Genomic DNA, 17,310 nt, shown 5'->3' with positions numbered 1-17,310 from the left:
CACGCCACTACAAGGAGCGTACATTATGAAAAACCATCCATTAACTCAGAACCAACCAGCAAATTTTAAGCTTGCTACCGTTGCTGAATCTCAGCTATTTGAGGTATCCGGCGGACTACGAGCTCGCCTAAGTGAAAGTGTGCCGGTAGTCGGTCCAACACCTAAAGAGCCCGTTTACATAACCATGGCTATTGGTGAAGGCGGCGGCAAACTACCTGATATTTTGTCGTAACTTACCGCCTATCAAAGTCAACACATGGATACGGTTTAGGCAGTATCCCATGTGTTGCTTTAAGGGCTACTAGATTCTTTGAACACTTAAAACGCTAGCAAGGAACGCAAATGCACGTCGCACTACTAGGCAGTGAACAAGACCCACAAATTCAACATATAGCCAAAGCACTTCACCAAAATAACACGCCCTTTTATTTCGCCAATACGCAACATTTTGGTTCTACGTGGAAGATCAGCTACGACCCTGACTTCGATGACGGGCTAATTCATTTCAATTCGCCTTCACTTTGCGACCAACCTAGAGTTACGTTCTCGAATACCCAGGCCGCTTATTGGCATGAGTACCTACCTGGCATACCGCTAAAAGCCCCTCGTGATAATGCTAAAAACGATGCCAGTGCAGATGCTCAAACACAAGGTGATAGACCTCATGATGGTGAATCTACTTTGCTAGAAAACGCAGGGTGGGTTGAGCAAGAGCGAGCAAGTACGCTACTTTGCTGGTTCAGCTATAGCGACATTAAATGGGTGAACTCTATCGACGCTGTTCGAAGCCACCAGTGTAAACCTTATCAATCGCGTATTGCTGGCAAACTAGGAGCACATATTCCCTACACCTTTGTTGGCAATGCACCCGAGGTTGCTTCGCAGTTTTGTAACAATATGCGAGACGTTATTTACAAGCCTGTACGCGGCGGTCGAACTGCGCAGTTTGTGAATAAACAACCAAACATGCGCCCGTTACTCTATGCGCTTTTAGGTGAACGCCCTGTTACCTTTCAAAAATATATTGCAGGCGTGAATGTACGAAGCTATGTGCTTGGCAATGACGTACTCAGCGTACAAATCGACTCAAGTGAATTAGATTACAGGAATGACGACAATGCGAGCGTATCGGTGACCCTAGTCCCCAGCGACGTTAAGCAGTTAGCTATCAAAATATGCAAAGCATTAGGTATGCACTGGTGTGCTATCGACTGGCGTAAAAGTGCGAAAGGAAAATACTTTTTTCTAGAGGCAAACCCCAGCCCTTACTTCCTAAAAGTAGAGAACGATACCGGTCTAGATATAACAGAAAAATTGGTAGCGCTGCTGGTGAAGACTTCGTAGTAGCAAGCAGGACGTTTAGAGGCTAATTGGGTTTCCAAAACAAATTTGCGATTGTTTAGAAGCCTTTACGCAATCATTGACAATACCCCAACAACCTATCAATATGATAGGATGAATTTCAAAAGGCATTCATGGCTAATCACAATCCCCAAGGAATTAATGAATTCCCTCTTACAGAGGAAACTGCCAGAAAAATAATGAATGACCTCGCAGAAAACTATACTCACCGGATTCGGTGGACTAAACATGTTAAACAGCGCATGCATGAGCGAGGAATCACTACAGGTCAGGTGATCACTTTATTAAAAAGTAAGCACTCAGTATTTAGAGAGGGGCCATATCTTGATATTTCTGGAGACTGGAAATTTAATTTGAAAGGTTTAGCTGCGGGCAAAGTTATCGAACTCACTGTTGCACTTAAAAATCATCATGATAGTCCAATGTCATTTCTAATTACTGTATGGATAAGTTGAGAGGGTAAAATGTACCATTACACTGAAAGCGGGTTATCAAATGTATACCTGAAAAACGGTGTTACCGTTGAAGTTGTAGACGGTGAAGAATATACAAGCATTGACGATATGAACGGTCTTCATAGTGCGATAGCACAGACAATTGTTAATACCAACAAGCCTCTTGCTCATGATGAGTTTAAATTCTTACGTGTAGAACTAAATGTTTCTCAAAAAATGCTGGCGAATCGTTTTGGTGTTGATGAACAGACCATTGCGCGTTATGAGAAAGGTCAAACAAAAATTCCACGGACAACAGATGCTGCCTTAAGAGCCTTATACATGGAAAGCCAAGAGAAGAATAATCCCGTAAGTTACTTTCTTGATTTACTAGCAAATACCCAAGCGGAAGAAGCTGCAAAAATAATTCGTCTTGAAGAAGTCGAAGACCATTGGGAAAAAGTAGAATGGTAAAAAAGCCGACTTAACGTCGGCTTTTTAATTCTTGTTCATGTAGAAGGGTTAGTTGAACATATCAACTAACGGGAAAACTTCTACTTAGCGCTAAATTACAAGATAAAGCGCGACAGATCTTCGTTATCTACCAAGGTTTCTAGGTGGCTGTTAACGTAGTCTGCATCAATCACGAATGACTCACCGCTCTTTTCAGAGGCGTCAAACGAGATGTCTTCCATAAGGCGCTCTAGGACGGTGTGCAAACGGCGGGCACCAATGTTTTCAGTGCGTTCATTCACCTGCCACGCCGCTTCGGCTATACGCTGAATACCAGAATCGTCGAAACTAATATCCACGCCTTCTGTCTTCATTAGCGCAATGTACTGGTGCGTTAATGAAGCATTCGGCTCGGTAAGAATGCGCTTAAAGTCACCGACTTTAAGGGCAGATAGCTCAACGCGAATTGGAAGACGCCCCTGAAGCTCTGGAATAAGGTCAGACGGCTTGCTCATTTGGAATGCGCCCGAAGCAATAAACAAGATATGGTCAGTTTTAACCATGCCGTGTTTTGTCGATACCGTTGAACCTTCCACAAGTGGAAGCAAGTCACGCTGAACACCTTCGCGAGATACATCAGCCGATGAGTTACCCTCGCGCTTACAAATTTTGTCAATTTCGTCGATAAACACAATACCGTGCTGCTCTACCGACTCAATGGCTTTTTCTTTCAAATCTTCTTGATTCACAAGGCGTGCAGCCTCTTCTTCAATTAGTAGTTTGAACGCTTCTTTAATTTTCAGCTTCTTCTTTTTCTTTTGCGAACCCGACAAGTTCTGGAACATGCCCTGAAGCTGATTGGTCATTTCTTCCATACCTGGAGGCGCCATAATTTCTACGCCCACCTGCGGAAGTGCCACATCAATTTCAATTTCTTTGTCGTCTAAGTCGCCCTGACGAAGCTTTTTACGAAATGCTTGGCGCGTACCGCGATCTTCAACGTTTTCCTTATTACCCCATGCATCTTCTGGTGGAGGCAGCAAAACGTCTAAAATGCGCTCTTCCGCAGCTTCTTCTGCGCGGAATTTCACCTTTTTCATTTCATTTTCTTTCGTCATCTTCACCGCAATATCAGCAAGATCACGAATGATGGTCTCAACTTCTTTACCTACGTAGCCCACTTCAGTGAACTTAGTAGCTTCAACTTTAATGAACGGCGCGTTAGCAAGTTTTGCTAAACGGCGGGCTATTTCAGTTTTACCCACACCCGTAGGGCCAATCATCAAAATATTTTTTGGCGTAACTTCTTGGCGCAGCTCAGGTTCAAGCTGCATACGACGCCAGCGATTTCGAAGTGCAATAGATACAGCGCGCTTGGCATCTTGTTGACCAATAATATGTCGGTCTAACTCGTGAACAATTTCTCTTGGTGTCATTTCAGACATGAATAAACCCTTTTCTAACAGCGCTTGCTGTACTCAAATTCATACGAGCGACAGCAAGCCGATAACAGCACTCAGCTATTACTTAGTAATCTAGTACATCAACCGTTTGGCTATGGTTAGTGAATACGCAAATATCACCCGCTATGGTCAACGCTTTTTCGGCAATTTCTTTTGCGCTTAGCTCTGTATTTTCAAGTAGTGCAGTAGCTGCGGCTTGCGCGTAGTTACCACCAGAGCCAATCGCGATAAGATCTTGTTCTGGCTGCACCACATCACCGTTACCGGTAATAATAAACGATGCGGTTTCGTCTGCTACGGCAAGCAGTGCCTCTAGTTTGCGAAGCGCCCTGTCAGTCCGCCAATCTTTGGCGAGCTCTACTGCCGCTTTGGTCAAATGGCCTTGGTGGGCTTCAAGCTTTGCTTCAAAGCGCTCAAACAGCGTAAATGCGTCGGCCGTGCCACCAGCAAAGCCCGCTAAAATCTTGTCGTGGTATAAACGGCGCACTTTGCGCGCATTACCTTTCATTACGGTATTGCCCAGTGATACCTGTCCGTCACCGGCCATTACCACTTGATTCCCACGTCGTACAGATACAATCGTTGTCACGTTAATTCCCCGTTTGGCTGGGCGCTGCTGCGTTTTTCGTCTAGCAAAGGCAGCAGCGTTCAAATTCAATAACAAATAAGTGGGGGAAGGCTTTTTAATTTCAAGGGTAATACAAAAGAATGTGCGCTCTGAGCTGCCTACTATATGGGCTTAGCGTGTTCGCTAGTGTATTGAATACACCATTTATTGAGTGCATACTCTCGCCAACACACTCTATGGCCAAGTGAAATAATGCCTAGGTGATAGAGCACAAATAAAGTAGCAACAATGAAGACGCTACATAATGGTTTTAAAGGAGTGGTAGTGAAGTATCAGGGAAGAATTCAACAGTGGGACGATGCTAAAGGTTATGGTTTTGTAGAGCCTAACGGCGGAGGCACGCGCGCGTTTACTCATATCAAAGCGTTTAAACAACGCTCTAGGCGCCCGGTTAATGGCGACATTATTGTTTATGAAGTTGAGCAGGATAGAAATGGTAATCATCGCGCCTGCAACATCAGCTTACTCAAGGATCACAAAGCAAAACGTTTACGCGCCAATAAGCCAACCTCGCAAAGAAAACGTAATGTTATCGTACTGAGTATTTTCTCCGGTGCACTTGCGTTATTTACATTGTCAGGTCGGCTACCGTTTATAGTACCTATCGTTTATGGCGCGGTAAGTTTGCTTACCATACTGTTTTACGGCATAGACAAATCGGCTGCAAAAAAGGAAAAACGGCGAGTTTCAGAGGCAAAACTGCATATATTAAGCTTATTGGGAGGTTGGCCTGGTGCATTGCTAGCCCAACAGATTTTTAAACATAAGCGTAGTAAATCGTCATTTATGAGGGTTTATTGGGTAACGGTTTTGGTTAATCTCATTTTGCTTGGGCTAATTGCATTTGAAGTGATTAGTACGCAGGCATTCATGGTTGAAATTTAGCGAAATCGATACCCTTCAATGTCAAAACCAAAACCACTTTCGGAGCCCTTAACATACACCCATCCTTTATTTGGTAAGCGTTTGTGCTCACTTTGATTTAAGCATAATCGCCCATCTGACAAGGTACCGCTCTCTTTTAACAACAGTGAGTGTCGACAGTGTTTAGAGCCGCTGCCTTTTTCATAAGCAAATTTCAGTTCCGTTTCTTGTTTTCCGGACGCCAAGTGAAGCGTGTAGGGCAATGCCCTATCAATAAAATTCCAAGTAAAAATAAGCCCCAAAAACGGCATGGTGAAAATTGTTACTTTTCCACGCCAATCTTTCATCACAAATTGCGCTTGTCGTTTATCGATGGAAATAGACAGGTAATAAAAGGCACAATAAACAAAAGTAAATAAAACAATGGCCCATGTTGAATTATTTAGCCATGCGTTAATCACGATAAAGTTGGTGAATGCCGATACAATCAAAGCGCCAATGAGTACTAAAAAAGCGCCGTTACTGATACGTGTTATTGGATGAAGCTCAGACCACTTAGGTCGAGTAAAATGCTCATCTTGATGCGCGCTATCCGTATCATTCTCAGGTGGCAGCGTTGCCCGCTTTGCAGCGAGCTCATTTTTTGCTGCCTGATAGCGTTCTGGAAAGGCCTGCTTATCAATATTTTCCAGAACGTCCTCAAGCTCTTCTACGCTATAAGCGGCGTAATTTGGTTGTTCGGTGATGGCAATACTCATTGATACTTCCTTGTAAACGCATCCTTTCTCTACGCGCTATTTCAGCGCCGTATGCACCGCATTAAGTGTTACCTAAAATAAACTGCTACAAATTCCAGTACCAAATTTGGCATGTCGCAATGTTCACTTTACGCAGACTGTGCTTGGCTTTTTCTGCATCACGCTTAGACTCGTAAGGGCCCAGAATAACGCGGAACCAATCGCCGTTGCTGCCAGTGCTGTGTCTGATAAGCGCCTCTAAACCTTGGAATGCAATTTTGGCTTTCATCTCTTCAGCCTGCGCGCGGGTTCTAAACGAGGCGCACTGCATTAAATAGCGTTTGTCAGATTTTTCTTGCTCTTTGACCTCAACTTCTACTTCATATCCTGGAAGGGTCTTAATGTACTCCCATTCTTCTTCAGGAAGCTCAGGTAACGTCTCTTCTGTAGGAGCCACAGGTCGTGAAGCTTGTGTATCCACGTCGTCTTCTACATTGTCTTTTATTGACCACAAAAATGCACCAAAGCCAATCACCAATGCGAATACGCCAACAAGGCGCACAATAGGAAGTTTTCCAGAAACCGGGGCGTTAGATTGCGCATTTGATTGTGCGCTTCTGGCTGGTTTTCTACCTTTACCAGCAGGCTTCTTTTTTTGAGGAGAGCGTCCACGAGAGACATAATCGCGTTGAGCCATAGTCGGCAATATTCCTACTTGTTATCGTTGTTTGTATGCGTAAGAAAACGTCATATACCAAATCTTTATGAAGCAGCAGCTTTCCTGCACTTCAATCCTGCAGAAATTTTAACGTATTGCTACCCAACAAGCTAACTGAAATCGGTAGGATCAATATCTATCGACCACCTTACCTTCATTGCCTGTGGCAACGCCTGTAAAAATGGCAGCGCCAAACGCAGCGCATTGTGAAGCGGCGCACGCTTTTCATGGCTGCATACCAGCATAAACCGAAACCTGCCTTGCCGCTTTTCAATCAAACAAGGAAACGGGCCATTTAGCTCAATTGCATGCTGCTGGAGAAATACTTGCTTACTGTCTTGTAAAAAGCGATAGGCCAAACTGCTGTCGGTCGCTTCTGCGCGAATGACAAACTGGCTAATAAAAGGGGGAAGCCCTGCCGCTTTTCGCTCCATTAAAGCGTGTCTGGCGAAATGCCCATAGCCGTTATGTACTAAATCTTGTAGCAAAGGATGGTGGGGATTGTGAGTTTGCAGCCACATCTCACCAGGTTTACTGGCGCGCCCTGCTCTTCCAGCAAGTTGAGTTACAAGCTGAGCGAGCTTTTCTGGTGCTCTAAAATCGGCACTAAAAAGTGCACCATCACAATCTAGCACCGCCACTAAGGTTACATGCGGAAAATGGTGACCTTTTGATAGTATTTGGGTACCGACCAGAAGCTGGTACTCTTGGCGGTTTATTGCATCCAGTGTTTGGTGCAGTTTATCTTTGCCCCGCACGGTGTCGCTGTCTATTCGTACCTGTTTAACACCGGGAAATAAACTTGCAAGCCCTTGCTCGACTTGCTCGGTGCCCGTACCCGCCGTAACTAATTCATTGTGATGGCACGCTTCGCAGTTTGATGGCATTGAGCGCATGCCGCCGCAGTGATGACACTGTAAACGGTTCTGCGCTTTATGCACCGTATACGGGCGGTCACAACGCTTACACATGACGGTTTCGCCACAGTGATGGCAAAGCAGCGCTGGCGCATAGCCTCTGCGATTCACAAACACCAATACCTGATTTCCCGCGTTGATATGCTGGCGCATTATCGTTAGCAAGCCTTGCGAAATACCGTAGTGAATGGGTTGGTCACGCGCGTCCAACACATGCTGATGCGTGCTTTTCGCACCTCCCGCTCGCTTAGTTAACTGCAAATGGGCATAGCGACCGCTTAGCGCATTATTAAGTGTTTCGAGTGCGGGCGTGGCGCTGCCTAATAAAAGAGGAATATTGTGCTGCTTAGCCCGCATGGCTGCTAGGTCACGGGCGTGATAGCGAAGCCCATCTTGTTGTTTAAAAGACTCGTCGTGCTCTTCATCCACAATCAGCATGCCGGGGTTGTGCAGCGGAGTGAAAATAGCTGAACGGGTACCGATGATTATCCCGAGTTCACCAGCTCTTGCTCGCTGCCACACCTGTAGCCGTTCTTTATCAGAAAGCTGAGAGTGTAAAACGCCCACTGCAATACCAAAGCGCTTTTCAAAGCGTGACACCGTTTGCGGCGTAAGCCCAATTTCTGGCACAAGTATAAGCACTTGTTTTCCGTCGCGCAGTAAGGGTTCGATGGCTTGAAGGTACACTTCCGTTTTACCGCTACCGGTAACCCCTTCAAGCAAACTTACAGCGAAATTGCCCTGCTGATGATTAAGTGCGGCAATGGCAACCGACTGCTCAGTATCTGGAATTGGCTTTTCAGACACCGATAACGAGGCAAGCCAACTGCCTGACTTAAATTCAGGCGCGACTTCTTCAATGCTTATCAATGACTTTTCGACGAGCGCTTTGACCGCAGGTGCGCCATACTGCTTGCGCGCTTGGGATGCTAATAAGGCACCACCAGCCAGTGCAGTAAAACAGGCTTGTTGTTTAGGCGCCCGCGATAACGTGTCTGCAGTCGTTTGCTTACCTTCTTCGGTAAGCATTAGCATGTCTTGAGGTGTTGGCGCTGCTGACTCGCCTTTGCGCAATAAAACAGGCAGCATGGCGTGTAGCACTTCACCCGGCGCATGATGATAGTACTGCCACAGCCATTGGGCCATTTTCAGCAACACCTCGTCTATAATGGGGGTATCGTCCAGTACCGACTCAATGGCTTTTAGCTTGTTGGAGTTTTCAATGTCGCTTTCAGGTTTGTGTAGGGTTTCAACAACTACACCCACAAGTTTGCGCGGACCGAAAGGCACAACCACTCTTACACCCGCACTTAGTGCGTTATCGTGGGTATACGTGAAAAGTTGGCGCAGCGGCACTGGCACGGCAACTTGGATAAAGGCCATTGCGAAGGTTCTACCTTATTTGACGATTGTTACAGCGCGTAATGCGCTTACTAAGCTTCTTATGTTGAAACTAATTATACTGAGGCTTCTTGCAGACCTATACGTTACAGCAGTTTGCGCTGCTAACAGCTAGCTACACATTTTGCTATTGGCGCTTGATTTTGCCACTAGAGCATCTGGCCCAGCCTTGAAAGACAAATATTTAAACATACTTTACAGGTAAGCATAAAAGGAATGTTTTTTGTTTGGCCTTTTTATACGGCTACCTTGTCTAGCTCTCTTGTTTAGCATTTGGCCAAAAACCGCTTGATCAAGGCCCTGCCATCCTTTATTATGCGCCGCTCTTTTGCGATAGGCTGTTCTTTGAACGACTTATCATTTGAATTAAGTAACGTATGGTGTGCGACTTCGGGTTGTATAGCGATACGGCCTTATTATGTGAGGTAACCCAATGAAACAAGATATCCACCCAAAATACGAAGCAATCACAGCAACTTGCTCATGTGGTAACGTAATGAACATTCGCTCTACGCTTGGTAAAGACATCAACCTAGACGTATGTTCTTCGTGTCACCCATTCTACACTGGTAAGCAACGTAACGTTGACACTGGTGGTCGTGTTGATCGCTTCAAGAAGCGTTTCGGTGCATTGGGCAAAAAGTAAGCCTGATATCGAGTTCGAAAAAAGCGCCTTTATGGCGCTTTTTTATTGCTTAAAATTCACGCTTCACACAAACAAGGTGTGCCAAACAGCGCTTTACCGCCGTTATCCTACGTCAGGCCAGAACCTAGCCAGTGTAACAAGCCCTGCAACTCGCCTTTCTGAAAACGTTTTTAGCTTAATTTACAACATTCAGCGTAACCTGAACTCAGTGAAGGTTTTTAACATTAGATAAATGCCTATCCCAATTGCCGCCACTCACTTTCTTACACTCTTCTTCGCTATCAAAATAAATACCAACGGGTGCTGACTTAATTGACGCTAAAGCAATATTCACTTGGTTTATGAAGTCTATATCCCAACCATTAGTTAACGCCCGCTGCTTCTCCTGCTCAGTATTAAACACGGCAATCACTTGCGGCGCTCTCCAATGCCCTACGTGAGTTAGCCAAACAAATCCATTATTGGTAGATTTTACGCTTTCGCACACATCGGTTAGCACGGTTATTAGTTTTCTTTCTGTCATATCCTCGCCTTCAGCGCGAATTTTGAGTGGGCTTTCACAGGATTTTATCAGAAATATTGGATGGAGAATTAACGAGGTGTCTCCCTTCGTTCTATTTTCCTGATTTGGGTTTCTGTCCAATGCATTTATGAGAACGTAGATCCCTTTGATAGCTTTGTTTTTATCCTCCACACAATAGACCTACAGAATGTTATGACAAGTCAAAATAAATAGCATGAATGGCAATTATAGCCCCATTTTACTGGTCTAATTAGTACGCCTAACCTACATTGGTATATGAGAATTCTGATCAGATATGTACACAGTGATTGGCTGTGTTAGAGTTGCTATCGGCACTTTGATAGTGAGCATTAATTCTGTGAATAATGCATTGCTTTCAAGACTTATGGCGCTTTTGGGTACATAAACCAGAGGCTTGTATCCATTAAGGTATGTGAACAAAATCAGTAAAGGTTAACGCCTAGTCTGCTTTTCCACATGCCACCTTGGGGCCTATTGATGATTGCTGTAAAACAAAGATCAACAAGCCCTAGTGCTAACAACTATTTATAATCACTTTTGTCATTACTTGGTTGTAACGCGCTTACGTTTATCTACCTATAACTATAACGACAATAAAATAGCTACAGAGCGTGAACGAAAACACCGATGAACCCTACATCTAAGGATACCTTTTTACATGTCAGATTTTAGACAACGCGCACTCGACTATCACGCCAAACCCACACCTGGAAAAATCCGCGTAGAGTTATCTAAGCCAGCAGACAGCGTCGATGACCTTGCTCTTGCCTACAGCCCAGGCGTTGCCGAGCCGGTCAGAGAAATTGCTGAAGATGCAGATAACGCCTATAAGTACACGGGTAAAGGAAACCTGGTTGCCGTTATCAGTAACGGAACCGCAATTTTAGGGTTGGGTAACCTAGGCCCACTGGCATCGAAACCTGTTATGGAAGGTAAAGCCCTTCTGTTTAAACGCTTTGCTGGCCTGGATGCCATTGACATTGAAGTGAAGCATCGTACAACCGAAGAGTTCATTAATACAGTAGCGAATATCGCTGACACATTTGGCGGCATTAACTTAGAAGACATTAAAGCGCCTGAATGCTTTGAGATTGAACAAGAGCTAATTAAGCGCTGTAAGATTCCGGTATTTCATGATGATCAGCACGGTACCGCTATTGTAACTGCAGCGGGCATGCTTAATGCTCTGGAAATTCAGGGTAAAAGCATAGAGAGCGCTAAAATTGTGTGTATGGGTGCCGGTGCAGCAGCGGTCGCTTGTATGGAACTGCTTATTAAGTGTGGTGCCCAGCGTGAGCGTATTTATATGCTAGACAGAAAAGGCGTTATCCATACTCGTCGCGAAGACTTAACTGAGCACAAAAAGCTATTTGCTAACAATACTGACAAGCGTACGCTTGAAGACGTAATGGAAGGTGCGGATATTTTTGTTGGTGTGTCTGGACCGGATGTTTTACCACCAGAAACACTGGCCTTGATGGCTGAAAACCCAATTGTATTTGCATGTTCTAACCCAGACCCTGAGATAAAGCCTGAACTTGCTCACGAAGTACGTAAAGATCTTGTTATGGCTACCGGACGCTCGGACTACCCTAACCAGGTTAACAACGTACTGTGTTTCCCGTTTATTTTCCGTGGCGCACTAGATGTTCGTGCAACGGCCATTAACGATGAAATGAAAGTAGCGGCAGTAGAAGCCCTTCGTGCTATCACGAAGGAGCCTGTACCAGAAGAAGTACTAGCTGCCAGTAAGAGTACTAGTCTGACATTTGGTAAGGAGTACATTATTCCTAAACCTATGGACCCGCGTTTATGCGAGCGTATTGCTACCGCCGTATCTAAGGCTGCGATTGAATCTGGTGTTGCACGCGTGCCTGAAAGCCCAGAAGAATAAAATTCTGGCGCATTAGGCAAAAAAATGGAGGGGCTAGTGCTCAACCTTTATTTGCTAAAAAGTGCGCTTAGAGAATACAAGTACATAAAAAACGGCGCCGTGTTGTAGGTTATCAACTAGCAATAACTTACAACAAAGCGCCGTTTCTCTTTAATACCAAATATCAGTCGTCTTCCGACACATCGTTTTCGAAGCTTGGATCAATGCCCATTTCTTCCATAATGCGTCTTGCTTCAGCCGGTACGCGATTAGGATTGTCTTTGCGCAGGTCATCATCGTTAGGCAATGGTTGACCGGTAAACGCATGCAAAAATGCTTCGCACAACAATTCTGAATTAGTGGCGTGACGCAGATTATTGATTTGGCGGCGAGTACGCTCATCAGTAAGCGCCTTAAGCACATTAATAGGTATAGAGACAGTGACTTTCTTTACCTGTTCGCTCTTCTTGCCATGCTCTGCGTAGGGGTGAATATATTTACCGTTCCATTCTGCCATTGTACTAACTCGGTCTACTCTTTTTTATGTTATGAAGAGAAATTCTAAACAAGTTCACGAAAAGGTCAATTGAGCAGTGTAAACCTCTTGACGTCTAGACATATATTCTTTAATTTAGACGTCTAAACGTCTATAAGAATACATTTTTGAGAGAAAAAGCCATGGTTTCTTACGCACAAGGTATCGATGCATTAAACCAGTCCCTGTCGGAACTGCGTGATATTGATGTATCTTTTGAATTCTTTCCGCCTAAAACGGAAGCCATGGAACAGACCCTGTGGAAGTCAGTTGAACGTCTAGCGCCACTAAAGCCAAGCTACATGTCGGTAACCTACGGCGCGAATAGCGGTGAGCGTGACAGAACCCACGACGTAGTAAAACGCATTCAGCAGCAAACCGGTGTCGCGGCGGTTCCTCACTTGACCTGTGTTGATGCTAGCCGTGATGAGCTTAAGCAAATTGCAAAAGACTACTGGGACTCAGGTATTCGCCGTATTGTTGCGCTTCGTGGCGATTTACCGCCAGGAGTAGAAAAGACAGAGATGTATGCCTCTGATCTTGTTGCCTTGCTAAAAGACGTTGCCGATTTTGATATTTCTGTTGCTGCCTATCCAGAGAAGCACCCTGAAGCACCAAATGCGCAGTTTGATTTACTAAACCTTAAGCGCAAAGCAGAAGCAGGTGCCACAGAAGCGATAACCCAGTTCTTTTTCGATACGAGTGTGTACCTTCGATTTAGAGACCGTGCAGCCGCAGCGGGTGTCGACTTAGATATCGTTCCGGGTATTTTGCCGGTAACCAACTACCAAACACTGGTGAAATTTGCGGGGTTCACAAATGTTCATGTGCCGGGATGGTTACACAAAATGTTCGACGGCCTTGATGCCGACGACCAAGCTACCCGTAATCTTATAGGCGCTAACATTGCTATGGACCAAGTTAAAGTACTCGCTAAAGAAGGGGTAAAACACTTCCATTTCTATACGTTGAACCGTAGTGAATTAAGCTACGCCATCTGCCACATGCTCGGCGTGCGTTCAGGCGCTTAATACATACGACAATCAGGACCGTGCTTACGTTTTTTAACGAAGTACTCCACAAAAGGCGCAGTCAATGCGCCTTTATTGTATAAAGCCTGCATTAAACTTTGCCACCAAGGCCGCCCGCAGTTACCATCTGATATAACATGTAATGAACTATCGATGCTTTATAACAGTCCGCATAGATAAGACCGCGCTGTTTACCATTTACACGGTATCGTCAGGAGAAATTGAGTGGATTTAGACAAGGTTAAAGCCTTATATGACAATGTTACTCCTCAGGTTAGAGATCTCTTTAGCATCTTCATAAAGCGCTGTAGAGAAGACAATATTACTATCTCTGCTGGGCACTTAGCTTATGTAACGTTGTTATCTTTAGTACCATTTATCATGGTGACCTTTACCATTATGTCGGCTTTTCCTGCCTTTGCATCTGTGAGAAGCAAGCTCGAACATTTTGTTTTTAGCAACTTTGTTCCTACCGCCAGTGATGTGGTGCATAAATACATGACCGATTTCGTAGGCAATGCCTCACAAATGAGTGCTATTGGTATTTTGTCGCTGCTGGTCGTTGCGTTAATGCTTATATCAAACGTAGATAAAACCCTGAATAGAATTTGGCGTACGCAAAGTGACAGACCGATTGTGTATACCTTTGCTATTTACTGGATGGTGATCACTCTTGGTCCTATGTTAATCGGCTCCAGTGTGGTGGTCAGTTCTTATTTGACTGGATTAGCGGCATTCACCGAAGAATACACACCAGGTCTTGGCACCTTCTTACTCAGCCTTGTACCAAGCGGCGCAGCCATGCTTGCTTTCACCATTTTATACATGGTGGTTCCTAATAGAAGGGTCTTTGCTCGTCACGCACTGGTGGGCGCTATCGTGGCTACTATCGCTTTTGAAATTACCAAGTCAGGCTTTGCGCTATATGTTACGAACTTTCCTTCGTACGAACTTATTTACGGCGCGCTTGCAGTGGTACCTATTCTGTTTTTATGGGTATATTTGTCGTGGATAATTGTGCTGTTTGGTGCTGAATTTACCTGCAGCCTGGGTGAAGCGTTTGAAAACCGAAAAGCAGAAAACGAACCCCGCAAGGTACCTCAAGAATAACCAGCCCTTCAGGTTTAAAATAAAAAAGGGAGCTTCTCGCTCCCTCTCTATATATTACTGCTTAAAAGCTAGTTTTTCATTGAAGAAATAAACGCATCAGACTCTGCAATAGCAGAATTCATTTGTCTGATAAGCTGAGCGACGTTGTTCTCGATAGTAGAGAGCTCGCCCTGCAGCGCGCCTATCGCGCTGGCATTTAAATTGTGCTTCAAGTACAGCACATTATCTTGAAGCGCGCTTAATACCGGCGGCATTTTACTTTCCGCTTTGCGCATAGCCGTCATTAGTGAAGCGTAACGACGTTTAGTTTCGCGAAGCTTCGCCGCACTATCTCGCTTCAGCGATGCGTTCTCATACTTCTCTAGCTCTTCAGACCATTCATCGAATAAAGCCTCAGCTACACTTTCCACCTTGTCTATACGTGAACTCACTTCTTCCGAGGCGGCAACACTATCTTCGTACTGACCGTTTAATCGATTGTAAACATCTTCAAGCTCACCGCCATCAAATGCAACGGCCGCGCTGAATGCCTCCAGCGCCGAATTAAACTGCTCTTGAGCGTCTTCTTGTGATTCTTTCGCGTTTTCAACGCGGTCTACTAAGATATCACGCTTTTCAACGCCCACCTTTTCCCATGCTGCGTAATATGCAGACTGACACCCACTAAGGGCAAGCATAGCAACAAATGCTGATGCAAGTAGCTTCATGCGGTTACTCCACCTCTAAAGCGCGCTGCGCTTATAATACTGATTAGATGCAAAATGGCACCTAATGGCCAGAATACGATAGCAAGAACGACGGTCGCAGCCAGGGCATAGCACACGCCTACGGTAATGAAATAGAACAGCGCGCCCAGTATTCTGCCTTGAACCAAATGACCTAAACCAGGAATAAAGAAGTTACAAATTGCGGCGATTACATTACCGCCCGATCCTTGACCTGCCATATAAACATCCTCGCATTTATGACTATAATATGATTAGCTAGCACGTAATGACACTTGTTCTATAGTATACACTTAAGATTTATCGCTTATTTTACAAGCATAAACAGCGTTGAAGCAGTCAGCACGCAACCGTTTGTATAACAATAAACTAAACTAAAACAGGCACTCACACAACGCGCAGAAACAAAATGAAACGACTTTACCCCGATGTTACCTACTATGAAAATGGATTTATCGAAGTGGGAAGTGGGCATTCGCTTTACTTCGAGCAAAGTGGTAATCCAAACGGCATCCCCGTACTCTTTATTCACGGAGGTCCAGGTGCAGGCTTACCCCCTAATTACAAATGCTTTTTTGACAGCAATAAGTATCGCATTATCGGCTATGAGCAACGTGGTTGCGGCCGCTCTACGCCTATAGCTGACACGCTAAATAACGACACGTGGTCGAATGTTGAAGATATCGAAGCATTACGTACACACCTTTCAATTCCAAAATTTCTCTTGTTTGGCGGTTCGTGGGGTTCGACACTCGCCCTGCTCTACGCGTTAAAGTACACACCGCGAGTGACAGGACTCATTCTACGTGGCGTATTTTTAGCTCGACAGGAAGACAGGGATTGGTTTTTATCGCCAAATGGCTGTGCAGCTCAGTTATTTCCCGAGTATTACCGGAAATTTACAAAAGATGTGCCTAAGCCTGTGACCTCTAATTCAGTGTGTGATTTCTATAGCGCAATGGTGCGTTCTAGCAATGATGTACTAAGACATTCAGCGCTTAAAAGATGGTACCAATGGGAAGAGAGACTTTCTCGTATAACTCTACCACCTGGTGTGGGTGATTCGACAACTAATTACCCTATGCAGCTGGTCACCTGTCTAGCCACATTGGAATGCCATTTCCTATCTAACCAATGCTTCCTAGATGAAAACTATATTCTTGAAAACATTAGTAAAATAAGTCATATTCCTGGAACAATTGTACATGGTCGTTACGACATGATCTGCAAAACAGAAGCGGCGGAGGCACTTCACAAAGCGTGGCCTCAAAGTCAGCTACAAATTATCCCCGACGCGGGGCACAGTACTTCCGAGCCTAGTATAGGTTACGCGCTCTGCCGTGCTACCCGCGACATGTCTCGCTTTATTCAGGAGTCGTCAAAGTGATAGGACTAATTCAACGCGTATCGGAAGCCAATGTCACCGTTGCCGGTAATGTTATCGGCGAAATTGGTAAAGGCATGCTGGTGCTCTTGGGTGTAGAGAAAGAAGACGGTGACGCGGAGATTGAGAAACTAGCAAATAAGCTCTGTCGATATCGCATGTTCAGTGACGAAGACGGAAAAATGAATCTAAATGTTGAGCAAGTGGGAGGCGAAATACTGGTGGTCTCTCAGTTCACACTCGTAGCCGATACGCAGAAAGGTAATCGTCCTGGTTTTTCACGCGGTGCATCGCCAGAACACGGCCAAGCCATTTATGAAAAGTTCGTTCAGTCTCTAAAAGATAAAGGTATGGTGGTGGCCACCGGCGAGTTCGGCGCTGATATGCAAGTAGGCCTAATTAATGACGGCCCCGTCACCTTTCAATTTAGCGTTTAGCGGGTAAAATCGTACGCTTCGTCAGCATCCCAAACTTGCTTACATAAT

20 protein-coding genes are annotated in these 17,310 nt (G+C 45.0%); 11 read left to right on the top strand and 9 right to left on the bottom strand.

Annotated elements, in window-relative coordinates; genetic code table 11:
• Positions 1-25: 25 nt before the first annotated feature.
• From MHN00_RS10365 to MHN00_RS10350, 4 genes are all read left to right on the top strand, one after another.
• Positions 26-232 carry a hypothetical protein gene (locus MHN00_RS10365; RefSeq protein ID WP_239301104.1) on the top strand — a complete coding sequence of 69 codons (207 nt, stop codon included), beginning with the start codon at positions 26-28 and terminating at the stop codon, positions 230-232.
• 110 nt (positions 233-342) lie between these two features.
• Entirely contained in the window at positions 343-1,344 is a 1,002-nt protein-coding gene (locus MHN00_RS10360) for a hypothetical protein (RefSeq protein WP_239301102.1), read from the top strand.
• A gap of 131 nt (positions 1,345-1,475) precedes the next feature.
• A complete protein-coding gene (locus tag MHN00_RS10355) occupies positions 1,476-1,817 on the top strand; it encodes a DUF4258 domain-containing protein (protein ID WP_061096005.1) in 342 nt (113 codons plus the stop codon).
• A 9-nt stretch (positions 1,818-1,826) separates the two neighbouring features.
• The gene (locus tag MHN00_RS10350) at positions 1,827-2,270 is read left to right on the top strand and encodes a helix-turn-helix domain-containing protein (RefSeq protein WP_014950967.1); all 444 of its coding nucleotides are present in this window, start codon (positions 1,827-1,829) and stop codon (positions 2,268-2,270) included.
• A 95-nt stretch (positions 2,271-2,365) separates the two neighbouring features.
• Here MHN00_RS10350 and hslU read toward each other — a convergent pair whose 3' ends face one another.
• The gene (gene hslU / locus MHN00_RS10345) at positions 2,366-3,694 is read right to left on the bottom strand and encodes an HslU--HslV peptidase ATPase subunit (protein ID WP_014950968.1); all 1,329 of its coding nucleotides are present in this window, start codon (positions 3,692-3,694) and stop codon (positions 2,366-2,368) included.
• An 82-nt stretch (positions 3,695-3,776) separates the two neighbouring features.
• Positions 3,777-4,301 carry an ATP-dependent protease subunit HslV gene (hslV, locus tag MHN00_RS10340; protein ID WP_014950969.1) on the bottom strand — a complete coding sequence of 175 codons (525 nt, stop codon included), beginning with the start codon at positions 4,299-4,301 and terminating at the stop codon, positions 3,777-3,779.
• Positions 4,302-4,604: 303 nt separating this feature from the next.
• Here hslV and MHN00_RS10335 point away from each other — a divergent pair, with 303 nt between their 5' ends.
• On the top strand, positions 4,605-5,225 hold the full coding sequence (locus MHN00_RS10335) for a DUF1294 domain-containing protein (protein ID WP_239301100.1): 621 nt from the start codon (positions 4,605-4,607) through the stop codon (positions 5,223-5,225).
• Here MHN00_RS10335 and MHN00_RS10330 read toward each other — a convergent pair.
• The 3 genes from MHN00_RS10330 to priA form a co-directional block, all read right to left on the bottom strand.
• On the bottom strand, positions 5,222-5,962 hold the full coding sequence (locus tag MHN00_RS10330) for a hypothetical protein (protein ID WP_069945070.1): 741 nt from the start codon (positions 5,960-5,962) through the stop codon (positions 5,222-5,224). The two genes, MHN00_RS10335 and MHN00_RS10330, sit on opposite strands and share 4 nt — an antisense overlap.
• 85 nt (positions 5,963-6,047) lie before the next feature.
• Positions 6,048-6,638 carry a cbb3-type cytochrome oxidase assembly protein gene (locus MHN00_RS10325; protein ID WP_014977575.1) on the bottom strand — a complete coding sequence of 197 codons (591 nt, stop codon included), beginning with the start codon at positions 6,636-6,638 and terminating at the stop codon, positions 6,048-6,050.
• 131 nt (positions 6,639-6,769) lie between these two features.
• Positions 6,770-8,959 carry a primosomal protein N' gene (priA, locus tag MHN00_RS10320; protein WP_239301097.1) on the bottom strand — a complete coding sequence of 730 codons (2,190 nt, stop codon included), beginning with the start codon at positions 8,957-8,959 and terminating at the stop codon, positions 6,770-6,772.
• Between the two features lie 451 nt (positions 8,960-9,410).
• Between priA and rpmE the strand changes: the two genes are divergently transcribed.
• The gene (gene rpmE, locus MHN00_RS10315) at positions 9,411-9,623 is read left to right on the top strand and encodes a 50S ribosomal protein L31 (protein ID WP_014977577.1); all 213 of its coding nucleotides are present in this window, start codon (positions 9,411-9,413) and stop codon (positions 9,621-9,623) included.
• A gap of 205 nt (positions 9,624-9,828) precedes the next feature.
• Here the strand turns inward: rpmE and MHN00_RS10310 are convergent, their stop codons facing one another.
• Complete coding sequence (locus tag MHN00_RS10310; RefSeq protein WP_039226843.1) at positions 9,829-10,146, bottom strand: hypothetical protein; 318 nt, start codon at positions 10,144-10,146, stop codon at positions 9,829-9,831.
• 679 nt (positions 10,147-10,825) lie between these two features.
• Here MHN00_RS10310 and MHN00_RS10305 point away from each other — a divergent pair.
• Positions 10,826-12,061 carry a malic enzyme-like NAD(P)-binding protein gene (locus MHN00_RS10305; RefSeq protein WP_239301096.1) on the top strand — a complete coding sequence of 412 codons (1,236 nt, stop codon included), beginning with the start codon at positions 10,826-10,828 and terminating at the stop codon, positions 12,059-12,061.
• Between the two features lie 163 nt (positions 12,062-12,224).
• Here MHN00_RS10305 and metJ read toward each other — a convergent pair whose 3' ends face one another.
• Positions 12,225-12,557, bottom strand: a complete 333-nt coding sequence (metJ, locus tag MHN00_RS10300) for a met regulon transcriptional regulator MetJ (RefSeq protein WP_014950979.1) — start codon at positions 12,555-12,557, stop codon at positions 12,225-12,227.
• A 161-nt stretch (positions 12,558-12,718) separates the two neighbouring features.
• Here metJ and metF point away from each other — a divergent pair, with 161 nt between their 5' ends.
• Both metF and MHN00_RS10290 read left to right on the top strand, forming a co-directional pair.
• Positions 12,719-13,606 (top strand): methylenetetrahydrofolate reductase, encoded by an 888-nt coding sequence (gene metF / locus MHN00_RS10295; protein WP_014950980.1) that lies wholly within the window; start codon positions 12,719-12,721, stop codon positions 13,604-13,606.
• Between the two features lie 225 nt (positions 13,607-13,831).
• Complete coding sequence (locus MHN00_RS10290; protein WP_014950981.1) at positions 13,832-14,716, top strand: virulence factor BrkB family protein; 885 nt, start codon at positions 13,832-13,834, stop codon at positions 14,714-14,716.
• 68 nt (positions 14,717-14,784) lie between these two features.
• Here MHN00_RS10290 and MHN00_RS10285 read toward each other — a convergent pair whose 3' ends face one another.
• The gene (locus tag MHN00_RS10285) at positions 14,785-15,423 is read right to left on the bottom strand and encodes a DUF2959 domain-containing protein (RefSeq protein ID WP_014950982.1); all 639 of its coding nucleotides are present in this window, start codon (positions 15,421-15,423) and stop codon (positions 14,785-14,787) included.
• Positions 15,420-15,662: a hypothetical protein gene (locus tag MHN00_RS10280; RefSeq protein WP_014950983.1), complete on the bottom strand. Its 243-nt coding sequence runs from the start codon at positions 15,660-15,662 to the stop codon at positions 15,420-15,422. The genes MHN00_RS10285 and MHN00_RS10280 overlap by 4 nt, the downstream gene beginning before the upstream one ends.
• A 188-nt stretch (positions 15,663-15,850) precedes the next feature.
• On the opposite strand from MHN00_RS10280, the gene pip reads away from it, so the two are divergent.
• Both pip and dtd read left to right on the top strand, forming a co-directional pair.
• Positions 15,851-16,828, top strand: coding sequence for a prolyl aminopeptidase (gene pip, locus MHN00_RS10275; protein WP_039226790.1), 978 nt, complete (start codon positions 15,851-15,853; stop codon positions 16,826-16,828).
• A complete protein-coding gene (dtd, locus tag MHN00_RS10270; protein WP_239301095.1) occupies positions 16,825-17,262 on the top strand; it encodes a D-aminoacyl-tRNA deacylase in 438 nt (145 codons plus the stop codon). Before pip ends, dtd begins: the two co-directional genes overlap by 4 nt.
• Positions 17,263-17,310 lie beyond the last annotated feature (48 nt).

Source organism: Alteromonas sp. Cnat2-8 (assembly GCF_022348355.1).
GTDB classification, from domain to species: Bacteria; Pseudomonadota; Gammaproteobacteria; order Enterobacterales; family Alteromonadaceae; genus Alteromonas; species Alteromonas macleodii.
The sequence above is the reverse complement of the archived record's forward strand: the minus strand, read 5'-3'. Positions and strand labels throughout refer to the sequence as shown.

Coding starts and splice junctions, on each gene's coding strand:
- MHN00_RS10360 (WP_239301102.1), top strand. CDS start 343: ATGCACGTCGCACTACTAGGCAGTGAACAAGACCCACAAATTCAACAT.
- MHN00_RS10280 (WP_014950983.1), bottom strand. CDS start 15,662: ATGGCAGGTCAAGGATCGGGCGGTAATGTAATCGCCGCAATTTGTAAC.
- priA (WP_239301097.1), bottom strand. CDS start 8,959: ATGGCCTTTATCCAAGTTGCCGTGCCAGTGCCGCTGCGCCAACTTTTC.
- metF (WP_014950980.1), top strand. CDS start 12,719: ATGGTTTCTTACGCACAAGGTATCGATGCATTAAACCAGTCCCTGTCG.
- MHN00_RS10325 (WP_014977575.1), bottom strand. CDS start 6,638: ATGGCTCAACGCGATTATGTCTCTCGTGGACGCTCTCCTCAAAAAAAG.
- hslU (WP_014950968.1), bottom strand. CDS start 3,694: ATGTCTGAAATGACACCAAGAGAAATTGTTCACGAGTTAGACCGACAT.
- MHN00_RS10350 (WP_014950967.1), top strand. CDS start 1,827: ATGTACCATTACACTGAAAGCGGGTTATCAAATGTATACCTGAAAAAC.
- MHN00_RS10305 (WP_239301096.1), top strand. CDS start 10,826: ATGTCAGATTTTAGACAACGCGCACTCGACTATCACGCCAAACCCACA.
- MHN00_RS10285 (WP_014950982.1), bottom strand. CDS start 15,423: ATGAAGCTACTTGCATCAGCATTTGTTGCTATGCTTGCCCTTAGTGGG.
- pip (WP_039226790.1), top strand. CDS start 15,851: ATGAAACGACTTTACCCCGATGTTACCTACTATGAAAATGGATTTATC.
- rpmE (WP_014977577.1), top strand. CDS start 9,411: ATGAAACAAGATATCCACCCAAAATACGAAGCAATCACAGCAACTTGC.
- MHN00_RS10365 (WP_239301104.1), top strand. CDS start 26: ATGAAAAACCATCCATTAACTCAGAACCAACCAGCAAATTTTAAGCTT.
- MHN00_RS10310 (WP_039226843.1), bottom strand. CDS start 10,146: ATGACAGAAAGAAAACTAATAACCGTGCTAACCGATGTGTGCGAAAGC.
- metJ (WP_014950979.1), bottom strand. CDS start 12,557: ATGGCAGAATGGAACGGTAAATATATTCACCCCTACGCAGAGCATGGC.
- MHN00_RS10330 (WP_069945070.1), bottom strand. CDS start 5,962: ATGAGTATTGCCATCACCGAACAACCAAATTACGCCGCTTATAGCGTA.
- MHN00_RS10355 (WP_061096005.1), top strand. CDS start 1,476: ATGGCTAATCACAATCCCCAAGGAATTAATGAATTCCCTCTTACAGAG.